The sequence below is a fragment of the Paenibacillus mobilis genome, from assembly GCF_058267595.1.
Genome location: NZ_JBZCMS010000011.1, coordinates 59,259 through 83,008 on the forward strand (window position 1 = coordinate 59,259; position 23,750 = coordinate 83,008).

A 23,750-nucleotide genomic window follows, 5' to 3' on the forward strand; every position below is an offset into this window, starting at 1 on the left:
GGTTATCCCCGGCTCCCTCCGCATACCCACTTGACCAGCTCGGAACCCATATGCGCGCCGAGAAAGGCGAATACCAGATATAAGATCTGCTTGATGGCAGGCGACAGGTTCCCGTCGAAAAAGTTGCTTTCAATCACCCTCATCGGGTCAATGGTGCCTCCAACCGCGGCGGCGAGCGCCCAGATTTTGATGCGGTCCGAAACGTCAAGCATGGTTTGGGTCGGCGGCTGAAGGGAAATGACAGCCCCGATGCCCCCTACCATCGCGCCTCCCAGAACGATGCCAAAGGCGATAAAAAAATCGAGAATAGCTTTGGTCATAAACGAGCTCATGGTTCCGGATACTCCTCTCAGCCCCGCTTGTCCGGAGCGCTTTTCTATCATTGTATGGGCGAACCGTGCCGATGTATGATAAAATCTTTGATAGGAACGGATGTGCCTATTTTAGCAATGAGAAAACCGCGGCCGTTAAACGGCCTGTCTGCGTTTTTGATAAAGGGTTATTAGAAAAAATATCCGCTTAACGCGGTTTGATGGCTTTGCATGTACGTCATCCATAAAAGGATAAATTACTGCGGCAGCGGCCGCAGCGGGGAGGGACAAAGATGACTGGCGAAAGTTTTGTGCACCTGCATGTGCACAGCGAATACAGCCTGCTCGACGGAGCGGCCAGGCTTGAGGATCTGGTGGACAAGGCGGCGGAGTACGGCATGAAGGCTCTGGCTTTGACGGATCACGGGGTAATGTACGGAACCGTTCCTTTTTACAAGCTCTGCCAATCCAGAGGCATCAAGCCGATTATCGGCATGGAGGCTTATTTTACGGCCGACTCCCGTAAGGAACGCGGCAGCCGGAAGGACCAGCCGATCTATCATCTGATCCTGCTTGCCAAAAACGAGCAGGGCTACCGGAATCTGATGAAGCTGTGCTCCATCGGCCATCTGGAGGGGTTTCATTATAAACCCCGCATCGACTGGGCCGCACTGGAGGAACACAGCGAAGGGCTGGTTGTGCTCAGCGCCTGCCTGGGCGGCGAGGTGCCCCAGCATTTGCTGCACGGCCGCCGCGAGGAGGCCAAACGGGCAGCTTTACGCTACAAGGAAGTGTTTGGCGAAGATTTTTATATGGAAATCCAGGATCACGGCCTTCCCGAGCAGAAGAAGGTGAACCCGCTGCTGGTGGAATTGGCGGAGGAAATCGGCGTGGAGCTGGTAGCGACCAACGACGTCCATTATCTCCAGCGCGAGGACGCCGACGTTCAGGATGTGCTGATCTGCATCGGCACCGGGAAAAACGTGGACGATGAGGAACGGTTTAAAATTCCGACCGACCAGCTTTACTTGAAAAGCCAGCAGGAAATGGCGCGGCTGTTTCCGCAGTGGGCCCAAGCTCTGGCGAATACGGCTGTTATCGCAGATAAATGCCATCTGCAGCTCGAGTTCGGACGGTCGATTTTGCCTGAATATCGTCCGCTCCCGGATGGCCTGAATGCGGCCGGTTATCTGGAGCAGCTGTGCCGGAAGGGGCTGGAGGAACGCTATGGTCAGCTGGAGCGCTGGCAGGATGACACGCTGCGCGCGGAGCTGGAACAAAGGCTGTCATTTGAGCTGGGCGTTATCGACCGGATGGGATTTTCCGATTATTTTCTGATCGTATGGGATTTTATCGCTTACGCCCATAAACAAGGGATCGTCACCGGTCCCGGACGGGGTTCCTCGGCGGGCAGTCTCGTTGCCTATACGCTGCACATTACGGATGTTGATCCGATGAAATATAAGCTGCTCTTCGAACGGTTCCTGAATCCGGAACGGGTCACGATGCCCGATATCGATATCGACTTCAGCGACGAGCGGCGGGATGAAGTCATCGCTTACGTCGCGGAGAAATACGGCCCCGAACATGTAGCCCAGATCATTACGTTCGGCACCATGGCGGCCAAAGCCGCCGTCCGGGACGTGGGCCGTGCCCTGAACGTGCCGTTCGGCGAGGTGGACAAGGTGGCGAAGCTGATTCCTTCCCATCTCGGGATCACCCTGGAGCGTGCGCTCAAGGAAAGCCCGGATCTTAAAGGACTTTACGACTCCTCGCCGCGCATTCGAGAGCTGCTGGATACAGCGATGAAGGTCGAAGGCATGCCGCGCCACGCCTCTACCCATGCCGCGGGCGTCGTTATTTCGCGCGACCCCCTGACGGACGCCGTGCCGCTGCAGGAAGGCAGCGAAGTAGCCGCTTTGACCCAATATTCCATGGAGAATCTGGAGTCGATCGGGCTGCTGAAAATGGATTTCCTCGGTTTGCGCACCTTGTCGATTATTGAAAGATGCATGAACTGGATCGTCAGCCAGGGGAGAAACGCCCTGGATTTCCGCCTCATTCCCGATGATGATCCCCCGACCTATGAAATGCTTTCGAAGGGGGAAACGACGGGCATTTTCCAGCTGGAATCCTCCGGCATCCGCCGGGTGCTGAAGGATCTGCGCCCGTCCAAATTCGAAGACATCATTTCCGTCGTTGCTCTGTACCGTCCGGGACCGATGGAATTTATACCGAAGTATATCGGAGGCAAACACGGTCTGCTGGAGGTCGAATATCCGCATGAGGATCTGAAGCCGATCCTGGAGGATACGTACGGCATTATCGTTTACCAGGAACAGATCATGCAGATCGCCTCCAATATGGCGGGATTTTCGCTTGGCGAAGCGGATTTGCTGAGAAGGGCCGTTTCCAAGAAAAAACGGGAAGTGCTGGACGAGGAACGCGGACATTTTGTGGCCGGCAGCCTTAAGCAGGGATATACCGAGCAGGATGCAAACGCCGTTTACGACATGATCGTCCGTTTTGCGGACTACGGCTTCCCGCGCGCTCATGCCGCGGCATACGGCGTGCTTGCTTTCCAGACGGCATATCTGAAAGCCCATTATCCGGTCGAATTTATGGCCTCCATGCTGACGGCCGTGATGGGCAGCCACCGCAAGGTGGCGGAATATATCGTCGAATGCCGGCGGATGGGGATCAAAGTGCTCCCGCCGGACGTGAACGACAGCGGCGTGTTGTTTACGCCGCGCCGGAGTGGCGGACTTTCGGCAAACGGAGCCGTTTCCGGCGGGAATGCCGGAACGGCCGCAGGAGAAAACGAAGGGCAAACGGAGGGTACTGGCGATGACGGCAGAGATAGCGGTATGGGCGTCATTCGTTTCGGTCTGGCCGCCATCAAAAACGTCGGCACCCAGGCGATGGAAAGCATCATCCGCGAGCGGGCCGAGAAACCGTTCGAAAGCCTGCTGGACTTTTGCCGCCGCGTCGATCTGCGGGTCTGCAACAAGCGGGTCATCGAGTCGCTGATTCAGGGCGGCGCGTTTGACAGCTTGCCCGGACACCGCGCCCAGCTGCTGGCGATGCTGGACGAAGCGGTGGAGGCCGCGCTCAAATGGCGCAAGGAGCGGGAGGATCTGCAGATCCAGTTTTTCGATTTCGTGGAAACGGTCAACTGGGACATTCCTTATCCGGACGTGCCGCGCATGTCGGCGGCGGATCAGCTGTCGCTGGAGCGCGAGCTGCTCGGCCTGTATTTGTCCGGTCACCCGCTGGACGATTTTGAAGACCTGCTTTCTGAAGACGGCGTAGACAAGCTTATGGACCTGGCCGAAGCGCAGGACGAAAGCCGGACGGTCGTAGGCGGCATGGTGGTTTCGCTGAAGGCGATCACGACCAAAAAGGGCAAACCGATGGCGTTTATGGAGCTGGAAGACCAGATCGAACGCGTGGAGGTCGTGCTCTTCCCCGAGGTGTGGGCGAGAAGCCGGAACCTCGTGGAAAAAGGCGCGCTGCTGGCCGTCCGGGCGACGGTGCAGCAGCAGGATGAGGGCTTCAAGCTGCTGGCCGACGAAGTGGCGCAGCTTGGCGCCCCGGGCCTCGCGCAGCTGCGCCGCGCGGCCCAGGCCCCGCGGACGCGCGGCGCGGGCGCCGGCAGCCGCCCGGCGCCGTCCGCGGGGCGGGAGTCCGGGCCTGCCGCGGGCGCCCGGACAGCCGGGGCCGGTCCGCAGGCGGGACCGGCCGAAGGCAGCGCCGGCCCGCTTACGCGGCCGGCTGGCGGTCCTGCCGCCGCCCGCGCTGGCTGGGCGGCGGCTCCGCCGGCCTCCGGCGGGGCCGGCGAAGGTCCGGTGAAGACGCCTGGTCAGCGCGTCTTCATCAAAATCGCCGCGGCGGCGGAGGACGCCCGGCTGCTGGAGCAGCTCAAGCAGATGCTGGAGCAGCATCCGGGGCCGCTGCCCACGGTGCTGTTCTACGAGAGCAGCGGCCGGCTGCTCGCCCTCAGCGAGCGCTACCGCATCAAGCCGTCGCCTGACTTGATCAAGGCGATGGAGCACCTGCTCGGCGCCGGGACGGTCAGAATCAAATAGCCGGCGCGTTTAGGCCGCCGGCCTTCCGCATTTCCGGAAGGCCGGTTTTTTTGAGATCCGCCGCCGACGTTTCGAAGGTTAATCCTTTTCCCCGGATCCCCGGGATCAAAAGAAAACTCCGGGTCATTGGGAACGGCCTAAATCAGTACTTGCATAATCGGGCTAATGGATAATCATGCGATTTTTCACCTCGCGGGCTCCTTTTTATGCGAGAATGTTTTAAGAACTTTTTTCCTCCTCGGCGCATACACTTAGGAACACGCAAGGACAAAGATCGGGACGAACCGGTCATTTGGCCGGGCGTACTTTACGCGCTAGAGGCGGAGGGATTAGATGACCTATGAAATTGCGGAAGCCCAACTGCTCCGGAGAGGCGTCAGCCTCGAATCCATTGCTTCCATCGTTTATCAGCTCCAGACTCCTTATCATCCAGGATTGAAGGAAGAGGAGTGTTTGGACAGCGTCAAATCGGTGTTAGGCAAAAGGGAAGTCCAATATACACTGTTTACCGGCATTGCGCTGGATGAGCTGGCGGAGAAAAAGCTGCTGCCGGAACCGCTTCAGGCGATCCTGCAGGCGGACGAACCGCTGTACGGCGTGGATGAAACGATGGCGCTGGGCATAACAAGCGTATTCGGCATGATCGGACTGACGAGTCTTGGTTATTTGGACAAGGTGAAGCCGGGGATCATCGGCGTTTTGAACGATAAAACCGACGGCATCCATGTGTTTCTCGATGATTTGGTTGCGGGCATCGCGGCGGCGGCTTCCGCCCGGATTGCCCATAAGAACGAAGGAGCCAACCAGTATTTGTAACCTGCCGCCCCGACCGGCCGTCCTCACGGGTTCAGCCGGTCCGGATACGGGACCCGGGTAGCGGACAGGCTCCCTGCGTCCTCTGCACCGCCAGTGGCGCTAAACGGAAATTTCCCCGGCTCTCAACATATCCGGCTGATTTTGTTAAGATATAAGCAAGTATAGGCCGTAAAGGTTCCCCGGAGCCGGATGTATGCGGCGCGCAGGATTATACCTGTTTTGGGCTCTGGATCGATCCGGATTCTCTTCAAAACTTCGTTCAGGGGACGGTTATCTTGTACTTGTTCATTAATACCGCCGGTTATGGGGCGAGGAAGGTGAAAGACGTGACGCAATACGAACTGCTGCTCAGGGTGCTGCTTGCCGGTATTTGCGGGGTGCTGATCGGCTATGAACGGAAGAACCGGATGAAAGAAGCCGGGGTCCGAACCCATTTCGTGGTCGCGGTCGGCGCGGCACTGATGATGATTATCTCCAAATACGGGTTTCGGGACCAGATGGGATGGGACAATCTTTCGCTGGATCCATCGAGGATTGCGGCTGGCGTAGTCAGCGGGGTAAGTTTCCTCGGGGCCGGCATGATTTTTATGCAGAAGCAGACGATCAAAGGTCTGACAACCGCCGCCGGTATTTGGGCGACCTCAGGCATCGGGATGGCCGTCGGAGCCGGATTATATTGGATCGGCTTGGGGGTTACGCTCATCATCTTTGTCGGCCAGATTTTGATGCACAGCCGTTTCGGAGGGAGAGGTTTTACTTCGCCGAAAACTGAAAAAATCCATGTTCTTCTGCTGAATGAAGCAGGTGCGGCGGAACGTTTGTTGAATAAGCTAAGGGAGCGGCATATCGAAGTGACAAGCTTTTCGCTGGAAAAAATGGAAAATCATTTAGCTCTCGAAGCGACGGTGAAGTGGAAGGGAGAATGGCCTTCGGATCAACTGATAGCCATGCTGAGCGAGCTGAACGTCGTTAAGAAAGCGGAGCTGGAATAGGCGTTCTGACTGGAAAGGAAACCGCGCAGGCCCGTCTGGCCGCGGGCGTGTTTGTTGCGGGAAAAATGAAAATTATGTTATCATAGTTCTATTATTCAGGTCAGAACGTTTGTAAGGGGGCTTCACGAACGATAATGTGGACGGTTATTTACATTGCTCCTACCGCCAAAATGGCAGAAATGATCAAAAACAAGCTTTCAGAAGAAGGGTTTCTCGTTCACATCCGTCCTGTGAATATGTCTAAGGGGCATTTTGAAATATTGGTTCCGTCAGGCGAGCTTGATGAAGTGCAGGAAGTTCTGAATTTGATTCTGCATCCGTAACATAAACGTTTGGGGATCGCATGAACTGCAAGATGCGGCCAATACATTAACGGCTGAAGAGGTGTAGCTTTTGTTCAAAGATTTGTTTCAGAAGAAAAGAAAATACGCGACCATTCCTTCAGAGCGTTTGGGCCAGGGCCGTGCGGAAGAAACCGGCGAGCGTCCAAAACGTGAAATTCCGGAAGGTTTGATGAATAAATGTCCGAAGTGCGGCAGCATTCAATACAGCAAGGAACTGGAGAAGAATTTAAAGGTTTGTCCTTCCTGCGGTTATCACATGCGGCTGAACGCATGGGAACGCATCCGTTACATCGCGGATGAGAACAGCTTTACGGAGTTCGATGAAAACCTGGAATCCCTCGATCCGCTGGAATTCCCGGGATACGCGTCCAAACTGGAGCAGCAGAAGCTGAAATCCGGCTTGAACGAAGCGGTTGTGACCGGACAAGGCCTTATCGGCGGTTATCCGGCCGTACTGGCCGTTATGAGCTTTGATTTCTTTACGGGAAGCATGGGGTCCGTTGTAGGCGAGAAGATTACGCGGGCAATCGAAGCGGCAACGGAGCAGGAGCTGCCGCTCATTATTTTCTCCACCTCGGGCGGCGCCCGGATGCAGGAGAGCATTCTGAGCTTGATGCAAATGGCCAAAACCAGCGCAGCGCTGGCCCGCTTTCATGAACGCGGTGGCCTCTATATATCGGTGATTACGGATCCAACCACTGGAGGCGTTTCCGCCAGCTTTGCTATGCTTGGAGATATTATCATCGCAGAGCCCGGAGCGGTATTCGGATTTGCCGGCCGGATTGTCATTGAGCAGACGATTCGTCAGAAACTGCCCGATGATTTTCAAACGGCTGAATTTAACCTGCAGCATGGTCAGCTCGACCTGGTGACCCACCGCAAGGATCTGAAATCGACCTTGTCCAAGCTGCTTGATTTGCACGGCGTGAAGGGAGGAACTGCAATTGGCGGGTGAAATGCCTTTTGAAGCACCGCTTGTTGAGATGCGGAAGAAAATTGAAGAGCTGCAGCAGTTCGGCGCCGAGAAGGGAATAGACTTCAGCGAAGAAATCGCAAGGCTCGAAGAACGTTATCGCCAGCTCGAAGAGGAAGTGTACAGCAACATTTCCCCTTCGCAGAAAATGCATCTGGCCCGGCATCATCAGCGTCCTACATCGCTCGATCTGATCGGGCTTATTTTTACGGACTTTATCGAACTCCACGGGGACAGGCTGTTTGGCGACGATCTTGCGGTCGTCGGCGGGCTCGCCAAGCTGGGCGGCGTGTCCGTGACCGTATTGGGACAGCAGCGGGGCAAAGATACGAAAGACAACATCGCGAGATTTTTCGGCAGCCCGCATCCTGAAGGATTCCGCAAAGCCCTTCGTTTGATGCAGCAGGCCGATAAATTTGGACGGCCGATCATTACCTTTATTGACACAAAAGGCGCTTATCCCGGCATTACAGCTGAAGAACGGGGCCAGTCGGAGGCCATCGCCCGTAACCTGAAAGAAATGGCTTTGCTTCGGGTTCCGGTTATTTGTGTGGTTATCGGCGAAGGCGGCAGCGGCGGGGCGCTTGCGCTTGGCGTAGGCAACCGGGTGCTGATGCTTGAGAACGCGATTTATTCGGTTATTTCTCCAAACGGGGCGGCCTCCATTTTGTGGAAGGATGCTTCTAAGGCCGACCAGGCTGCGGAAGCGATGAAAATTACCGCCAAGGATTTGCTGGAGATGGAAGTGATTGAAGAGATCGTTCCTGAACCGCGGGGCGGGGCGCATCGTTCTTACGAAGAAACCGCTTCGGCCATCAAAGAGGCCATTACCCGCCATCTGGAGGAGCTTACGGCTTTAAACGGTGAAGAGCTGCTGAATGACCGTTATGACAAATTCCGGAAGATCGGTAAATTTGCTGAAAGACGCGCCATTGAGGAACAAATGGACCCGCTTTCCGATCTGACGGCCGAGTCTGCGGCCGCTCGTGGAGAATAGCCGGGAAATCGAGAAAGCAATGACAAATCTCCTATACAAACAGGGAAGATTGTAGTAGATTTAATAGTTGGAAAAAGTGTGTTGGATTATGACGAATAAAGAGAGATTTCAAAAAAACGGAGGAAAACCCAATGCGTAAAACGAAAATCGTATGTACTATCGGTCCTTCCAGTGAATCATTGGAAAACACAAAGAAATTGATCATGGCTGGCATGAACGTAGCCCGTCTCAACTTCTCCCACGGAGACTTTGAAGAGCACGGCAACCGGATCAAAAATATCCGCCAGGCCAACCAAGAGTTGGGCAAATCGGTAGCTATTCTGCTGGACACGAAAGGTCCTGAAATCCGTACGGGCAAATTGGCTGTTGAGCCGATCGAACTGGTTCAAGACGAATTTATCACATTGACTACGGAAGAAATCTTGGGCGACCAAAACCGAATTTCCGTTACTTATAAAGATCTGCCGGGCGACGTTGAAGTGGGTTCCACGATCTTGATCGACGACGGTTTGATCGGTTTGACTGTAGTAGACATTCAAGGAACCGAAATCAAATGCCGCATCGTAAACGGCGGTACCATTAAGAGCAAAAAAGGCGTTAACGTTCCTGGCGTAGCGATTTCGCTTCCGGGTATCACTGAGAAAGACGCGAATGACATCGTATTCGGTATCGAGCAAAACATCGATTTCATTGCGGCTTCTTTCGTGCGTAAAGCAAGCGACGTGCTTGAAATCCGCGCTCTGCTTGAGAAACATAACGCTTCCCATATCCAGATCATCTCCAAAATCGAAAACCAGCAAGGCGTAGAGAACCTCGACGAAATTCTTGAAGTTTCCGACGGCTTGATGGTTGCCCGCGGCGACCTTGGCGTCGAAATTCCGGCTGAGGACGTGCCATTGGTACAAAAAATGATGATCGAAAAATGTAACCGTGTAGGCAAACCGGTTATTACGGCTACTCAAATGCTCGACTCCATGCAGCGCAACCCAAGACCTACGCGCGCTGAAGCGAGCGACGTGGCCAACGCCATCTTCGACGGTACGGATGCAATCATGTTGTCCGGAGAAACAGCTGCCGGCAAATATCCGGTAGAATCCGTTTTGACTATGTCCCGTATTGCCGAGAAAGCGGAATCCGCTTTGGCTTACCGTGAAATTTTCGAAAAACAGAGCCATGCTCAGCAAAGCACCGTTACTGAGGCGATCAGCCAAGCGGTTGCCAGCTCCGCGATGGATCTGAATGCCAAAGCGATCATTACATCGACCGAAACGGGCCATACGGCACGTATGGTATCGAAATATCGCCCTCAATCCCCGATCATTGCCGTGACTACGGAAGATCAAACGCTGCGCCGTCTGGCACTTGCCTGGGGCGTAACGCCGGTGAAAGGCGAAGTGGCGGATTCCACTGATGCCATGTTTGATAACGCCATGAAAGGCGGACTGGCTTCCGGCCTGGTTAAAGAAGGCGACCTGGTAGTAATTACTGCAGGTATCCCGCTTGGCCGTTCCGGTTCTACAAACCTGGTTAAAATCGGACAAATCCAAAAATAAGGCAGACGGCTTTGAGCTGTGGCCTTTACCAGAAAGCAATGGTTTTCCGCCTCGCGGAGCCATTGCTTTTTTGGTCTTGATCCGCTTATATTTTTTTTGAAAGGAGCCATGAACGGATGAAACGGGAAAAAACAGATTCACAACAATCTTCGAGCAGCTGGTATACGCACAGCCTGCGGGTACGGTATCAGGAAACCGACCAAATGAAGATTGTTTATCATGCCAATTATTTAAACTGGTTTGAAATGGGACGGACGGAGTTTATCCGCCAGTTCGGCTTTACTTACCGCCAGATGGAGGAGAGCGGGGTGCTGCTGCCGGTGATCGATCTGGACATCCGTTACAGACAACCCGCTTTATACGACGATCGGATTGCCGTTTTTACCCGTGTGATTCGCTTCAGTCCGCTGCGGCTGGATTTTCAATATGAGGTGCGGAGATGGGAAGCATCGGGAGAGGAAGAGGAGGAAGGCGGCGAGGGAATCGCCGGCCTGGACCGTGTATGGACGGTTGACCGCGAGCGGCTGGGCGAGCTGCTGGTTACCGGATCTTCTTCGCATGCCTGGGTAAACAAGGAGATAAAACCCGTCCGACTGGATAAAACCCTGCCTGAGCTGTACAATATTCTGAAAGGGCAGATTTTATAGTTTTGGGGGCTGGCCTTTAAAATGGCTTCAGGTAAGGAGTAAAAAGATGCGCAAATGGATATTTGCACTGATTTTAATTGTACCCATCATAGAATTTTACGGTTTTGTTTATGTCGGCGACCGGCTTGGACTAGGCAAAACGATTTTTCTTACTTTGGCCACCTCGATTATCGGCGGGCTGATGATGCAGTTCGAAGGCCGCAAAATTATGGCCGATGCGAAGCTTAAAGCGAACAACGGGCAGGTGCCCGGCAAGCTGCTGCTCGACGGAATTTGCGTTTTCGGCGGCGGAATCCTGCTGCTGATCCCCGGATTTATTACCGATATTATCGGGTTCCTTTTGGTTTTCCCTTTGACCCGTCCGCTGCTGCGATACCCAATCCGGAAATGGGTAGAGAGAAAGCTGAAGAACGGAACGATTACTTTTTTTCGCCGCTGAGGTCTGAACCTAAAAAGAGCCGCGCTTCCTGTTGGAAGGCGGCTTTTTTTGATCCATCCTGCTTTTACCTAACCCGGCCGTTCATGATGTAATTTCGCAGCTCGCCGAACACTCCCGTTTTATAAATCGCGGAGATCACGACAAACGAAACCGGGCCGATAATAAGTCCGAACACGCCGAACAGTTTAAGTCCAACAAACATGCCGACCAAGGTCGGGAGTGGATCGAGACCTACGCTGGTAGCCAATACCTTCGGTTCGATCAGGTGGCGGGCAATGGTGATAACGCCGTAAAGGATCAACAGTCCGATTGCAAGCTGAACGTCGCCCACGGCAAAGTGGTAAACAAACCATGGAATCATCACGGTGCCTACGCCCAGGTAAGGAAGCAAATCGACAAGGCCGATCAGGAGCGCCAAGGTAAAAGCGGAGTCTACGCCAAGGATCAGCAGCCCGATCAGAACGATAAATGCCGTAATCGAAACCATGATGAAAAGCGAGCGCAAATAGCCGAACAGCGCTTTTTTCAGGCTGGTCCAAATTTCGCCCGCCGTTTTGCGCAGCGGGGTCGGAACCCAGCCTACGAGGGTCAGCGTATGCTTCTCCCAATTTTTTTCAATAAAGAAAGTGGCCAATATCGTGACGATCAGGATCAGCAGGAAATGCGGGAGGGAGGTTAGCACTCCTACAATGCCGTTTAAAAAGTCCGAAACGAACTGCGTGACCGCCGCGCTGATCGTGTCCGTGGTTTTGTTGATGTTTTTGTTGATCGTATCTTCGTATTTCGGATTGTTCTGGATAAATTTATTGATTTCATAGACGATATTTTGAATGCCTTCGCTGTTGGACCAGCGGATAAAAATATCCCTCACCTGATTCACGTAAGTATCAAAAGATTCGGTAAGATGGATGATTTCCTTGACCATCCGGGTCACCGCCGCGGACAAAACAAGCACCGCCCCGCCAAAATAGACGAGCAGGCCGCACGTTACGGAAAGCCATCGGGGCATTTTGGCCCTTTTTTGCAGAAAACCAACGAACGGTTTCATCGCATAAGCGATTAACCAGGCAATAAGGAACGGATAAAGCAGCGGGAGCAGCCAATAAGCCCCAAGGAGCAGAAGGGCGATAGCAACCAAAACCCATACACCACGCAAAATGCGTTTGACGATAATCTGATCCACAGAAAACCCCTCCTATGGTCCTTGTCTCCTTCTTATAGTATGCAGGAAAAGCCTAATTAAAGGCAAATTGTGAGAAAAATCATTGAATTGTAACCGATTACAAAAAAATGTTTATGTAACTGATAAAACATTTTGATGCTGTTAGAATCGCCCCAGCTGTTCCCTTGCTCGGTAAAATCCAGTATGATGATAGAAGGTTTCACCACATGTCAATTTTATTTTTACAATTTTTTGAACAAAATGATGCGAACCTCTTGTTTTTGATTATCGAAATTTTGTAAACTTTGAAAATGTAAATGTTTTCATTCAGCTTGCTGACACATTTCGTTCACAAAGGAGAGATGTTTTATGACAGCTACCAAGGGTCTGGAAGGCATTGTTGCGGCCACTTCCTCTATCAGTTCCATTGAAGACGGCGTACTTGCCTATCGCGGCATTAACATCGATGACATGGCGGAGCACGCCAGTTTTGAAGAAACCGCATTCCTGCTTTGGCACGGCCACCTGCCGAATCAGCAGGAGCTTGCGGAGCTTAAGCAGTTGTTAAGCCGGCATTCGGCCGTTCCTCAGGTTTTGATCGAGCAGCTTAAGCTGTATCCGAAGGACGCGAACACGATGGCGGCGCTTCGTACTGCCGTATCTGCTCTTGCTTTGTATGACGAAACAGCGAATGATAATTCGAAGGAAGCCAACCAGCTGAAAGCGATCAAGCTGCAGGCCCAGCTGCCGACGATCATTGCGGCTTTTGCGCGCATCCGGGAAGGAAAGGAGCCTGTAGCTCCTTTGCAGGGCGTTTCCATTGCCCATAATTTCCTGTACATGTTAACTGGCCAGGAACCGGACGCCACTTCCGTGGTAGCTCTGGACAAAGCGCTTGTCCTGCATGCCGATCATGAGCTGAATGCTTCCACCTTCTCGGCCCGCGTCACGATTGCGACTTTGACCGATATTTATTCCGCGATCACGTCCGCGATCGGTACCTTGAAAGGACCGCTGCACGGCGGAGCAAACGAAGCCGTGATGGATATGCTGCACGAAATCGGCACGATCGAAAACGTTGAGCCTTATATTCAGCGCAAGCTTGCGAACAAGGACAAAATTATGGGTTTCGGACACCGGGTTTATAAAAACGGGGATCCGCGCGCCAAACATTTGCAGATGATGTCCCGTCAGCTGGGCCTCATGCAGGGAGATACCTCCCTTTACGACATTTCGGTAAAGGTGGAAAGTCTTGTCACCGGGCAAAAAGGACTGAAACCTAACGTGGATTTCTATTCGGCTTCCGTCTATACGCTGCTGGGCATCCCTAAAGACCTCTTTACTCCGATTTTTGCCATCAGCCGTTTGTCCGGATGGACCGCCCATATTCTCGAGCAGCTCGACAACAACCGGATTATACGTCCGCGTGCGGAATACACAGGGCAATACAATCAGCAATATATCCCGATCGACATGAGATAATAAACATCCGCATGAGATCATCGGGTGATTTATGTTACACTATTGTCACGTAAAGGCGTAAAGCCGGCCGGGCGAAGCCTGTCCGATCCCCGCTTGAAGAAGCGAAGGGTTGGACCGGCACGCGCCGCCGGCCAGCTTTTATTGTTGTTCCAGATCGATAAACATACTGAGGAGGAACTTGATATCATGCCAAAGTTGGAGAAATTCGCTCTGCCTACCGAAGGGGAAAAAATTGAAATTCAGAACGGCAAACTTGTCGTTCCTAACCACCCGATTGTTCCTTTTATCGAAGGGGACGGCACGGGTCGCGACATCTGGAAGGCCTCGAAACGCGTGCTGGATGCGGCGGTTGAGAAAGCCTACGGCGGGGAGAAGAAAATTGCCTGGTATGAAGTATTTGCCGGAGAAAAAGCTTTTAATACATACGGGGAGTGGCTGCCGGCCGATACGCTGACGGCGATCCGTGAATATATCGTAGCCATTAAAGGGCCTTTGACAACGCCGATCGGCGGCGGTATCCGTTCCTTGAACGTGGCGCTCCGCCAGGAGCTTGATCTTTATGTATGTCTTCGTCCGGTTCGTTATTTTGACGGCGTGCCTTCGCCGGTTAAACGTCCTGAGGATGTGGATATGGTTATTTTCCGCGAGAATACGGAAGATATTTACGCCGGTATCGAATACAAGGAAGGCTCCGAGGAAGTCAAGAAAGTGCTGGCTTTCCTGCAAAATGAAATGGGCGTCAACAAAATCCGTTTTCCTGAAACCTCAGGCATCGGCATCAAGCCGGTTTCGGAAGAAGGCTCCAAACGCCTTGTCCGTGCCGCGGTTGAATATGCGATCAAACATGGCCGCAAGAGCGTAACGCTGGTTCACAAAGGCAACATCATGAAATTTACGGAAGGCGCCTTTAAGAACTGGGGTTATGAAGTAGCCGAAGCTGAATTCGGCGATAAAGTGTTCACTTGGGCTCAATATGACCGGATCAAGGAGGAATCCGGCACGGATGCAGCAAATGCGGCTCAGGAAGCAGCGGAGAAAGCCGGCAAGATCATCATCAAAGATGCGATTGCCGACATCGCTTTGCAGCAGGTGCTGACTCGTCCGAAAGATTTCGAAGTGATCGCCACGCTGAACCTGAACGGCGACTATTTGTCCGACGCGCTGGCTGCGCAGGTTGGCGGCATCGGGATTGCTCCGGGGGCGAACATCAACTATGTAACGGGTCATGCGATTTTTGAAGCAACGCACGGCACGGCTCCAAAATATGCGGACAAAGACGTAGTAAACCCGGGTTCGGTGATTTTGTCTGGCGTTATGATGCTGGAACATCTGGGCTGGCAGGAAGCGGCCGACCTGATTTATAAAGGTCTCGAAACCTCGATTAACAATAAAACCGTGACCTACGACTTTGCGCGTTTGATGGAAGGCGCAACGCAGGTCAAATGCTCCGAATTTGCGGACGAAGTGATCAAAAACATGTAAGGAGGTTTGATGATCATCGCTATTCACCGCAATAAGATTACCGTTGTTGGCGCCGGGTTTACCGGCGCCACTACTGCTTTAATGCTGGCGCAGAAAGAACTGGGCAACGTCGTGCTGCTGGATATTCCTCAGCTGGAGAATCCGACGAAAGGCAAAGCGCTCGACATGATGGAGGCCAGTCCGGTCCAAGGGTTTGACAGCGCCATCCTTGGCACTTCCAGCTATGAGGATGCAGCCGGCTCTACTCTTGTAATCATTACTGCGGGCATTGCCCGCAAACCGGGGATGAGCCGTGACGATCTGGTCAACACCAATGCCGGCATCGTGCGTTCCGTCTGTCAAAACGTGAAAAAATATTGCCCGGATGCGACCGTCATTATTTTAAGCAATCCGGTGGATGCCATGACCTATGCGGCATTTCAGGAACTTGGTTTTCCGAAAAATCGCGTGATCGGACAGTCTGGCGTCTTGGATACCGCCCGTTACTGCACGTTTATCGCTCAGGAGCTGGGCGTATCGGTTGAGGATGTCCGAGGTTTTGTGCTCGGCGGCCACGGGGATGACATGGTTCCGCTTGTCCGTTATTCCAGTGCAGGCGGCATTCCGATTGAAAGCTTGATTCCGAAGGAGCGGCTTGACGCCATTGTCCAGCGCACGCGTGTCGGCGGCGGCGAAATCGTGAACCTGCTCGGAAACGGCAGTGCTTATTATGCGCCGGCAGCTTCGCTTGTTCAGATGGCGGAAGCGATCCTGAAGGATAAGAAGCGGATATTACCTGTCATCGCCCTGCTTGAAGGCGAATATGGCTATCAGGATTTGTTCCTTGGCGTACCGGTAATTCTAGGCGGCGGGGGTATTGAAAAAATCTTTGAACTGGAGCTTACTCCCGAAGAGCAAGCGGCTTTGGACAAATCGGCGGATTCCGTTCGAAACGTCGTAGCCGTGGTTCAGCAGGGAGACAAGAACTAAGGCGGAGGGGGAGAGCGGCTATTCGGATCTTCCCGGACAAAGATTTAAATTAAGATAAAGAGAGGGAAGCCTTCCCGGCGGTCCTCTCTTTATTTTTTATTAGCCGCGCTTTGCAGGGAGACAAGCTAACCGCTATAATAGATGGGAATAGTTAGCAGCAATTGTTTTCGGATAACGAAAGTGAAAGGAAGGGTTTAGATGTTTAAGGTTATTATGTTTTTGCACATTTTAGGTTCGCTTGCATTGGGATTTTATATCCTGCTCCCGTTCGTAGTCGCCGGTGTCAGCAAGCTGTCGCAGGCCAGCCGGGAGGGAGTCCTGAATGTGGTGGGTTCTTTGAACCGTTTTGCCCAATTCGGTCTGGTTCTTCAACTGCTGACAGGGATTTATCTTGTATTTGAAGGCGACTATACGATGGCCTGGACGACGGTTGTCGGTATTTTGTTCATCCTTGCCGGCGGCTTAAGCGGCATGCTGGGCAAACCGCTTCGTTTGGCCAAAAGCGGCAGCGATACGTCCGCATTCGGTAAAATCCGCAGCTTCAGCTCCGCGCTTGCGGTCGTAGTGCTGGTTCTGACGTTTTTTATGGTTTACCGCCACATAATCTAAGTCTGACTCAGGTGCATTTGCAGCAAATAAAAGCATTTCGTATAACGTTAGGTAGACGTTGTGCGGGATGCTTTTTTGCGATGAAGGACGTTCTTTTTTGTAGGGGGAGAGACCCCGGTTATTGTTTAGAGAAATGGGGTTGGTGGTAAGGGATAGAGGAATGCTGAACAGAAAGTTTTAGCATAAGTGGCGTCAATTAGGCCATTCTAATCTTGAACAATCCACACGGACGACAAGAAAGGAGTTTTGCATCATGCCGCAAAACCAGCAACCTAAACAAACTTTACCTCCTCAGCATCAAAATCAGCAGCCCGGGGCGGAAAGCGAAATGCATCCTCTCCCGCAATATGAGGGGAATTATAAAGCAGCCGGCAAGCTGAAAGGCAAAACCGCCCTGATTACGGGAGGAGACAGCGGAATCGGCCGCGCCGTAGCCGTTGCTTATGCCAAAGAAGGCGCCAACGTGGCGATTGTATATTTGAACGAAGACAAGGATGCCCAGAAGACCAAGGAAGAAGTGGAGCAGGAAGGCGTTAAGGCGCTGCTGATTCCAGGGGATGTCGGCGACGAAACATTTGCCGCAGATGCGATCAAACAAACGGTTGAAGCGTTCGGCGGACTGGATATTTTGGTCAACAATGCGGGCGAGCAGCATCCGCAGCAGAGCATCGAAGACATTACTTCGGCTCAGCTGGAGAAAACGTTCCGGACCAACATTTTCGGCATGTTTTATTTCGTCAAAGCGGCCATGCCGCATCTGAAGAAAGGCAGCGCCATTATCAATACGGCTTCCATTACCGCTTATGAAGGCAATCCGACCCTGCTGGATTATTCCTCGACGAAAGGCGCAATCGTAAGTTTCACCCGCGCATTGTCCAACAACATCGTGGGCAAGGGCATCCGCGTAAACGCGGTCGCTCCGGGTCCGATCTGGACGCCGCTTATTCCGTCGACCTTTGACGCCGAGAAAGTAAAACAGTTCGGCGCGGATACGCCGATGAAACGTCCGGGGCAGCCGGAAGAGCTCGCTCCGGCCTACGTGTTCCTGGCCAGCGACGATTCTTCTTATATCAGCGGCCAAACGATTCACATTAACGGCGGTACGGTCGTTAACGGATAAAACAGAGCACCCTGTTCCGGAGAACCCTTCGGCGCGGGGTGTTTTTTTGCCAAAAGAGAATGAGAAGAAAAGAAATGTATGCGCTTTAAATTTTAATAAAATGAGGCAGAATTGGGGCGACCCCTGTGTTATGATAATTGTAGAATATGTTGGATTTGCACAAGAAAGGGGAAGCTTCGTTATGAAATCATTTGAACAAAGCGTTTACGAGCTGATTGTGGAAACCTCAACCAACCTGCCGGGGGATGTTCGGATCGCGGTCAAGCGAGGAAAAGCCGCCGAAAACGAAGCGACCCGCGCCGGCCTAGCGCTGTCTACGATAACTTGCAATATCGAGATGGCCGAAGATCAGGTGTCGCCGATCTGCCAGGATACGGGCATGCCGACCTTTATCGTGCATACGCCTGTCGGAGCGAATCAAATTGAAATGAAACGCGATATTCATTCGGCGATTGTAAGAGCTACCAAGGAAGGAAAGCTGCGGCCGAACTCCGTAGATTCCCTGACGGGGAAAAACAGCGGCGACAATTTGGGGGCGGGAACCCCGGTGATCCACTTTGAACAGTGGGAAAAGGAAGAGATTGATCTGCGGCTGATCCTCAAGGGCGGCGGCTGCGAAAATAAAAATATCCAATACAGCCTGCCGGCTGAATTGGAAGGGCTCGGGAAAGCCGGCCGGGATTTGGACGGCATCCGTAAATGCATCATGCACGCCGTTTATCAGGCCCAAGGCCAAGGCTGCAGCGCCGGCTTCATCGGCGTAGGAATCGGCGGCGACCGGACAACCGGGTATGAACTGGCGAAGCAGCAGTTGTTCCGCCACCTGGAAGACGCGAATCCCATTCCGGAGCTTGCGGAGCTGGAAACCTATGTGATGGAGAACGCTAACAAGCTGGGCATCGGCACGATGGGATTCGGCGGCGAAGTGACGCTGCTCGGCTGTAAAATCGGAGCCATGAACCGGCTGCCGGCCAGCTTTTACGTCTCCGTAGCTTATAACTGCTGGGCTTTTCGACGTCAAGGCGTGTTGATTAACCCGGCTACGGGCGAAATCAGCAGCTGGATTTATCAGAGAGGTTCGGAAGTAGGGATGTCCGAACCGGAAGCCGATCCGGATACAGCGGCCCAAACCGTGCAGGAAACGGCGGATCAAACGGCGGCAGCGTCCTCTTCCAGAGAAGTGGTCCTGCATACCCCGATTACGGAAGAGCAGATCCGCGGCCTGCGGGTAGGCGATGTCGTAGTGATCAAAGGGGAAATGCATACCGGCAGGGATGCGCTCCATAAATATTTGATGGATCACGATGCACCTCTGGATCTGAACGGAGCGGTTATTTATCACTGCGGCCCCGTTATGCTCAAGGACGAGGAAGGCTGGCATGTCAAGGCGGCCGGACCGACCACCAGCATTCGGGAGGAGCCTTATCAGGGCGACATCATGAAGAAATTCGGCATCCGGGCGGTGATCGGCAAAGGCGGCATGGGTCCCAAAACGCTGGCTGCCCTTCAGGAGCACGGCGGGGTTTACCTGAACGCCATCGGCGGCGCAGCCCAATATTATGCGGAATGCATCAAGAAAGTGAACGGCGTGGACTTTATGGAATTTGGCGTTCCGGAGGCGATGTGGCATCTCGAAGTGGACGGTTTTGCCGCCATTGTCACCATGGACTCGCATGGAAATAGTCTGCATGCCGAAGTGGAGAAGGATTCGCTGGAGAAGCTGGGCCAGTTTAAAGAACCGGTTTTTAAATGATGTTGAACAAGGTTTGGAATCTGAGGGCATAGAACCATACTTATAAAGAGAGTATTTGGAGAAACTTGTGGATAGGAGTGCCTTATGAGATCATTCCGTACTAGATTGGCCTGGATTTTAATGGGGCTGGTCGGCATTTCCATGTGCGCGGCCGGCTTTACCATGGCCAAAGTGTTTAAAGACTCCCATATTGCCGTTCTTGAAGATAATATGGCCCGGGAAATAAATGTGCTCAGCAGTACGTTTACGTTCATGCCGACGGAAAATAATCCGGCTGCCATCGGTTATTATTCCTCCAAAGCGGTTGAATTGGACAAGCTGACCGGCCTGCGCGTCACCTTTATCCAGGCGGACGGAAAGGTCGTGGGCGATTCCGAAAGCAACGCGGCCGAGATGGAAAATCACTTGAACCGGAAGGAAATCAAAAACGCCGGACAAGCCGGCAGCGGCGACCCTGGAGTTTCCATCCGATTCAGCGACACCATCAAGGAAGATATGCTTTACGTAGCGGAAAAGGTCACCAGTCCCCAAGGCTTTGACGGTTACATCCGGCTTTCCATGAGCCTGCATACTGTCAAGGAAGGTTTATGGAAGGCATGGTCGCTTATGATAGGCGGTCTGCTTGTTTTGTTCATAGCGGCCGGACTGGTCAGTTACCGGTTGGCCTTCAGCATCACAAAGCCGCTGAACAAAATTACGCAGGTAGCCAACCGGATCTCGAAACTCGATTACGATGCCAGGGTTTATCTCCAGCGCAGGGTGGATGAGATCGGACAGCTTGGGAAGGCGATCAACGGTATGGCGGACAGCCTGCAGCAGCAGCTTCGGGTGATCCGCGAAAACGAAGACCTGCTCCAGAGCGTGCTCGCAAATATGACGGGCGGCATTATTATTGTCGACGTGGAAGGGCAAATCGCGCTTGTTAACCGGGCTGCCTGCCGGATTCTCCGGATCCGGGAGCAGGAGGTGCTCGGGCGTCCTTATCAGGATATTAAGCGGAGTTATGAGCTGACCAAGTTCATTGACGAAGGCGTTTCGCGCAGAGGGTATGTGTCTGAAGAATTGACCGTTTACGATCCCGAGGAAAAAATACTGCGGATCGACGTCGTGCCGATGGTCGAGGAAGGCGACGGCTACCGCGGAATGTTGTTCCACTTCCAGGATGTGACCGAGATCCGCAAGCTGGAAAGAATGCGCAGCGAATTTGTCGCCAACGTCTCCCATGAATTAAAAACGCCTATTGCGGCCGTGCAGGGATTTGCCGAAACGCTGCTCTCGGGCGGCGTGAAGGACGAAGAAACGGCGCGCTCGTTTCTCCAGATCATTTACGATGAAGGGGACCGCCTGAACAGGCTGATCGGAGACATTTTGGAATTGTCTAAAATTGAATCCCGCCGGGTACCGCTGTCCTATGAACCAATAGAACTGCGCCCCCTGTTCGAAAGTTTGTTCGACGTACTGAAAGCCTCGGCCGACAAAAAATCGATCTCGCTGAAGCTGGAAGTGCCGGAAGGGCTGTTTATGGAGAGCGACGAAGACCGGCTGCGGCAGATTTTCATGAACCTTCTCTCCAACGCCATCAGTTATACGCCTGACGGCGGCAGGGTGAAGGTGGCGGCGCATCTGCTGGATGACGGTGAGGAAGAGAAAATTCGTTTTGTCGTATCCGATACGGGGATCGGCATTCCGAAAAAGGATCTTCCGAGGATTTTTGAGCGCTTCTACAGGGTGGATAAAGCACGGTCAAGGAGCTCAGGCGGAACGGGGCTGGGTCTTTCCATCGTTAAACATCTGGTGGACCTAAACCACGGCACGATCCGGGTCGAAAGCAAAGTTGGCGAAGGATCCTCCTTTATATTGGACCTTCCAATGGTCCAGCAGCTGGACTGATTTCGTGTCCCTGATTTGAACCGCCCTGAACACAAAAAAGCGATTTTACACGGGGTTAACATTTCCGTGCTATGCTGATAATAATCAAGTCCCGGCCTTCTGCCGGTTATTCAGAACAGTAAATGGGGGTTCCTATGGCTAAGCGATTGCTGGTTATTGAGGATGAGCCGACGCTGTCACGGCTGCTGTCTTATAATTTAAAGAACGAGGGCTATGAGGTTACGGTGGAGGAGAACGGCCAAAGCGGCTGCGAAACAGGACTGCGGTCCAGCTTTGATCTGATCCTTCTGGATTTGATGCTTCCAGGGATGAATGGTTTTGAAATTATGTCCAAGCTGCGAAGCGAAGGCGTCGGGACCCCGATCATTATCCTGACCGCCAAAAATGCCGAAGAAGAAGTAGTCCAAGGGCTTAAATCGGGAGCCGATGATTATATAACGAAACCGTTTGGCGTAGCCGAACTGCTTGCCCGGGTAGCCGCGGTGCTCCGCAGATCTTCGGGGGACGAGGAGATTATCAAGCCCGTTCTCGAAACGGATTCCCAAATCGTATTGGGGGAGCTGGTGATTTACCCTGAGAAATACGAAGTCACGCTGGGCGGTGAAACGATCACCTTGCGGCCGAAAGAATTTGAAGTCCTGCTTTACCTGGCACGCAAACCGGGAGTGGTCATGACGAGAGATGATCTGATGAATGCGGTTTGGGGCTTCGATTATATCGGCGGACAGCGTACAGTAGACGTACATGTCAGTTCGCTCCGCAAAAAACTGGAGCTGGATCCCGAATCCGTGCATATCGACTCGATACGCGGCGTAGGGTACAAGCTGGTTGTGAACAAGAAGAAGGGCTTATCCCAAAAGGTTTGACGGGCCGGGATAGCCCTTGTTTTTTTGTCTATTTTGTGTTTTTACATATCATGTAAACGGTTTTAATCTTTTTACCTTATCATAGGACTAAAGAAGGACCAATTTTTAAATGGGGGTCTAAAGACATGGACCAGTTGACGTTAACCAAGGAACGTGAAGAAGTCATGGCAGATGCCTGGAAAATCAAAGTGCCGGTCGTTTCGCCGGACATGACGTGCAAAAAGCTGCTGTCGCGTTTTCAGGAACCGGATCAGCCGCCATGCGTGGTCTTGTCCGAAGATTCGGGACAGGTCATCGGGTTGATCATGCGTGAGCAATTTTACCGTAAATTAACTGGCAGATTTGCTTCTGAGCTGTTTTATGACCGGCCTGTTTCCAAATTTGCGGACAGCCAATCCTTGATTATGGGTATTCATCATGATCCTGCAGAAATTATAGATGCGGCGCTTGCGAGAGAAGCCGAACGTTTTTATGACTGCGTGATTTTAACGGATGAAGGCAGGTTTGAAGGGGTAATTACGGTACATAACCTGATGATGATGTCCCGCCAGCTGCAGCAGGAAGCCAGCCGTTCCCGTCATTCGGTTCTTGCCTCTTCCCGCGATTCGGTGCAAACGATCGAGGCGGCCACCCGGGAAGTAGCTGGAGCTGCCGAGCAGGGCAGAACGTTAACGGAGAAAATGATTGATTTGACGCAGGACGGGCGGATTGAACTGCAGATGGTCAAACTTTCTTTTGAACGGGTATTGTCCATGCTTTCTCTTCAGGCAGAGCAGATGGGGCACTTACAGGGAATGGCCGATGACATTATGCGGATCTCGGGCTCCATTCGCGAGCTGGCGGATCGCTCGGGAATGCTGGCGATGAACGCGGCAATCGAAGCTTCCCATGCAGGGGAACACGGCCGGGGATTTGCCGTTGTGGCGAATGAAGTCAAAAACTTGGCCAGTCAAACGAAAGCTTTTTCCGATAAGATCGGCTTTACGCTTAAACAAATCCATGAGCTTGTACAGAAGGCCGTGCAGTCTTCGACAGAGTCGGAAACGGAGATGGAGCAGGGGAAAGATCGGGTGGAATCGGCTGACCATACTTTTCAGAGCATGGTTGAAGCGGTCAATGCCGTTGATCATGCCGAAAAAGAAATTTCCAGACTTGCCGAAGCCGCCCGCGAGCAGGCCCAATCCGTTTTTGAAGGACTTAAAAGTTTAAATTAGGCGGCTGCAGGCATATTCGCGGATTATACCGGTATATATTTCA

General features: G+C 52.9%; 20 protein-coding genes. 18 read left to right on the forward strand and 2 right to left on the reverse strand.

Going from position 1 to position 23,750, the window contains the following annotated elements; translation table 11 throughout:
* Nucleotides 1-2: 2 nt before the first annotated feature.
* Complete coding sequence (locus AC3ZPD_RS18525) at nucleotides 3-332, reverse strand: YtrH family sporulation protein (RefSeq protein ID WP_490985760.1); 330 nt, start codon at nucleotides 330-332, stop codon at nucleotides 3-5.
* Between the two features lie 272 nt (nucleotides 333-604).
* Between AC3ZPD_RS18525 and AC3ZPD_RS18530 the strand changes: the two genes are divergently transcribed.
* The 9 genes from AC3ZPD_RS18530 (at nucleotide 605) to AC3ZPD_RS18570 (ending at nucleotide 11,160) form a co-directional block, all read left to right on the forward strand.
* Nucleotides 605-4,399: a DNA polymerase III subunit alpha gene (locus AC3ZPD_RS18530; protein WP_490985761.1), complete on the forward strand. Its 3,795-nt coding sequence runs from the start codon at nucleotides 605-607 to the stop codon at nucleotides 4,397-4,399.
* 333 nt (nucleotides 4,400-4,732) lie between these two features.
* Nucleotides 4,733-5,215 (forward strand): phosphatidylglycerophosphatase A family protein, encoded by a 483-nt coding sequence (locus AC3ZPD_RS18535; protein ID WP_490985762.1) that lies wholly within the window; start codon nucleotides 4,733-4,735, stop codon nucleotides 5,213-5,215.
* Nucleotides 5,216-5,541: 326 nt separating this feature from the next.
* The gene (locus AC3ZPD_RS18540) at nucleotides 5,542-6,207 is read left to right on the forward strand and encodes an MgtC/SapB family protein (RefSeq protein ID WP_490985839.1); all 666 of its coding nucleotides are present in this window, start codon (nucleotides 5,542-5,544) and stop codon (nucleotides 6,205-6,207) included.
* 134 nt (nucleotides 6,208-6,341) lie between these two features.
* Nucleotides 6,342-6,530 (forward strand): glutamate decarboxylase, encoded by a 189-nt coding sequence (locus AC3ZPD_RS18545; RefSeq protein ID WP_490985763.1) that lies wholly within the window; start codon nucleotides 6,342-6,344, stop codon nucleotides 6,528-6,530.
* Between the two features lie 70 nt (nucleotides 6,531-6,600).
* Nucleotides 6,601-7,506, forward strand: a complete 906-nt coding sequence (gene accD, locus AC3ZPD_RS18550) for an acetyl-CoA carboxylase, carboxyltransferase subunit beta (protein WP_490985764.1) — start codon at nucleotides 6,601-6,603, stop codon at nucleotides 7,504-7,506.
* Nucleotides 7,496-8,521, forward strand: a complete 1,026-nt coding sequence (locus tag AC3ZPD_RS18555; RefSeq protein ID WP_490985765.1) for an acetyl-CoA carboxylase carboxyltransferase subunit alpha — start codon at nucleotides 7,496-7,498, stop codon at nucleotides 8,519-8,521. Before accD ends, AC3ZPD_RS18555 begins: the two co-directional genes overlap by 11 nt.
* 131 nt (nucleotides 8,522-8,652) lie before the next feature.
* The gene (pyk, locus tag AC3ZPD_RS18560) at nucleotides 8,653-10,074 is read left to right on the forward strand and encodes a pyruvate kinase (RefSeq protein WP_490985766.1); all 1,422 of its coding nucleotides are present in this window, start codon (nucleotides 8,653-8,655) and stop codon (nucleotides 10,072-10,074) included.
* Between the two features lie 116 nt (nucleotides 10,075-10,190).
* Nucleotides 10,191-10,721, forward strand: coding sequence for an acyl-CoA thioesterase (locus tag AC3ZPD_RS18565; RefSeq protein WP_490985767.1), 531 nt, complete (start codon nucleotides 10,191-10,193; stop codon nucleotides 10,719-10,721).
* Between the two features lie 46 nt (nucleotides 10,722-10,767).
* On the forward strand, nucleotides 10,768-11,160 hold the full coding sequence (locus AC3ZPD_RS18570; RefSeq protein ID WP_490985768.1) for an FxsA family protein: 393 nt from the start codon (nucleotides 10,768-10,770) through the stop codon (nucleotides 11,158-11,160).
* Nucleotides 11,161-11,224: 64 nt separating this feature from the next.
* Here AC3ZPD_RS18570 and ytvI read toward each other — a convergent pair whose 3' ends face one another.
* Complete coding sequence (gene ytvI, locus AC3ZPD_RS18575) at nucleotides 11,225-12,343, reverse strand: sporulation integral membrane protein YtvI (protein ID WP_490985769.1); 1,119 nt, start codon at nucleotides 12,341-12,343, stop codon at nucleotides 11,225-11,227.
* 348 nt (nucleotides 12,344-12,691) lie between these two features.
* On the opposite strand from ytvI, the gene AC3ZPD_RS18580 reads away from it, so the two are divergent.
* From AC3ZPD_RS18580 to AC3ZPD_RS18620, 9 genes are all read left to right on the forward strand, one after another.
* A complete protein-coding gene (locus AC3ZPD_RS18580) occupies nucleotides 12,692-13,804 on the forward strand; it encodes a citrate/2-methylcitrate synthase (protein ID WP_490985770.1) in 1,113 nt (370 codons plus the stop codon).
* 186 nt (nucleotides 13,805-13,990) lie between these two features.
* Complete coding sequence (icd, locus tag AC3ZPD_RS18585) at nucleotides 13,991-15,286, forward strand: NADP-dependent isocitrate dehydrogenase (RefSeq protein ID WP_490985771.1); 1,296 nt, start codon at nucleotides 13,991-13,993, stop codon at nucleotides 15,284-15,286.
* A gap of 15 nt (nucleotides 15,287-15,301) precedes the next feature.
* Nucleotides 15,302-16,255: a malate dehydrogenase gene (gene mdh / locus AC3ZPD_RS18590; protein WP_490985840.1), complete on the forward strand. Its 954-nt coding sequence runs from the start codon at nucleotides 15,302-15,304 to the stop codon at nucleotides 16,253-16,255.
* 198 nt (nucleotides 16,256-16,453) lie between these two features.
* A complete protein-coding gene (locus tag AC3ZPD_RS18595; protein ID WP_490985772.1) occupies nucleotides 16,454-16,864 on the forward strand; it encodes a hypothetical protein in 411 nt (136 codons plus the stop codon).
* A 253-nt stretch (nucleotides 16,865-17,117) separates the two neighbouring features.
* A complete protein-coding gene (locus AC3ZPD_RS18600) occupies nucleotides 17,118-17,984 on the forward strand; it encodes an SDR family oxidoreductase (RefSeq protein ID WP_490985773.1) in 867 nt (288 codons plus the stop codon).
* Nucleotides 17,985-18,165: 181 nt separating this feature from the next.
* Nucleotides 18,166-19,737: a fumarate hydratase gene (locus AC3ZPD_RS18605; protein ID WP_490985774.1), complete on the forward strand. Its 1,572-nt coding sequence runs from the start codon at nucleotides 18,166-18,168 to the stop codon at nucleotides 19,735-19,737.
* An 84-nt stretch (nucleotides 19,738-19,821) separates the two neighbouring features.
* A complete protein-coding gene (gene pnpS / locus AC3ZPD_RS18610; RefSeq protein WP_490985775.1) occupies nucleotides 19,822-21,627 on the forward strand; it encodes a two-component system histidine kinase PnpS in 1,806 nt (601 codons plus the stop codon).
* A 134-nt stretch (nucleotides 21,628-21,761) separates the two neighbouring features.
* On the forward strand, nucleotides 21,762-22,493 hold the full coding sequence (locus AC3ZPD_RS18615; RefSeq protein WP_490985776.1) for a response regulator transcription factor: 732 nt from the start codon (nucleotides 21,762-21,764) through the stop codon (nucleotides 22,491-22,493).
* 125 nt (nucleotides 22,494-22,618) lie between these two features.
* Nucleotides 22,619-23,707: a methyl-accepting chemotaxis protein gene (locus tag AC3ZPD_RS18620; protein WP_490985777.1), complete on the forward strand. Its 1,089-nt coding sequence runs from the start codon at nucleotides 22,619-22,621 to the stop codon at nucleotides 23,705-23,707.
* Nucleotides 23,708-23,750: the final 43 nt, after the last annotated feature.

What these genes read in the sequence shown, in the direction of transcription:
- AC3ZPD_RS18535 (WP_490985762.1), top strand. Translation starts at nt 4,733, where the DNA reads ATGACCTATGAAATTGCGGAAGCCCAACTGCTCCGGAGAGGCGTCAGC.
- pyk (WP_490985766.1), top strand. Translation starts at nt 8,653, where the DNA reads ATGCGTAAAACGAAAATCGTATGTACTATCGGTCCTTCCAGTGAATCA.
- AC3ZPD_RS18595 (WP_490985772.1), top strand. Translation starts at nt 16,454, where the DNA reads ATGTTTAAGGTTATTATGTTTTTGCACATTTTAGGTTCGCTTGCATTG.
- AC3ZPD_RS18570 (WP_490985768.1), top strand. Translation starts at nt 10,768, where the DNA reads ATGCGCAAATGGATATTTGCACTGATTTTAATTGTACCCATCATAGAA.
- AC3ZPD_RS18565 (WP_490985767.1), top strand. Translation starts at nt 10,191, where the DNA reads ATGAAACGGGAAAAAACAGATTCACAACAATCTTCGAGCAGCTGGTAT.
- AC3ZPD_RS18620 (WP_490985777.1), top strand. Translation starts at nt 22,619, where the DNA reads ATGGACCAGTTGACGTTAACCAAGGAACGTGAAGAAGTCATGGCAGAT.
- AC3ZPD_RS18545 (WP_490985763.1), top strand. Translation starts at nt 6,342, where the DNA reads ATGTGGACGGTTATTTACATTGCTCCTACCGCCAAAATGGCAGAAATG.
- AC3ZPD_RS18605 (WP_490985774.1), top strand. Translation starts at nt 18,166, where the DNA reads ATGAAATCATTTGAACAAAGCGTTTACGAGCTGATTGTGGAAACCTCA.
- AC3ZPD_RS18600 (WP_490985773.1), top strand. Translation starts at nt 17,118, where the DNA reads ATGCCGCAAAACCAGCAACCTAAACAAACTTTACCTCCTCAGCATCAA.
- AC3ZPD_RS18525 (WP_490985760.1), bottom strand. Translation starts at nt 332, where the DNA reads ATGAGCTCGTTTATGACCAAAGCTATTCTCGATTTTTTTATCGCCTTT.
- pnpS (WP_490985775.1), top strand. Translation starts at nt 19,822, where the DNA reads ATGAGATCATTCCGTACTAGATTGGCCTGGATTTTAATGGGGCTGGTC.
- icd (WP_490985771.1), top strand. Translation starts at nt 13,991, where the DNA reads ATGCCAAAGTTGGAGAAATTCGCTCTGCCTACCGAAGGGGAAAAAATT.
- AC3ZPD_RS18615 (WP_490985776.1), top strand. Translation starts at nt 21,762, where the DNA reads ATGGCTAAGCGATTGCTGGTTATTGAGGATGAGCCGACGCTGTCACGG.
- AC3ZPD_RS18580 (WP_490985770.1), top strand. Translation starts at nt 12,692, where the DNA reads ATGACAGCTACCAAGGGTCTGGAAGGCATTGTTGCGGCCACTTCCTCT.
- AC3ZPD_RS18530 (WP_490985761.1), top strand. Translation starts at nt 605, where the DNA reads ATGACTGGCGAAAGTTTTGTGCACCTGCATGTGCACAGCGAATACAGC.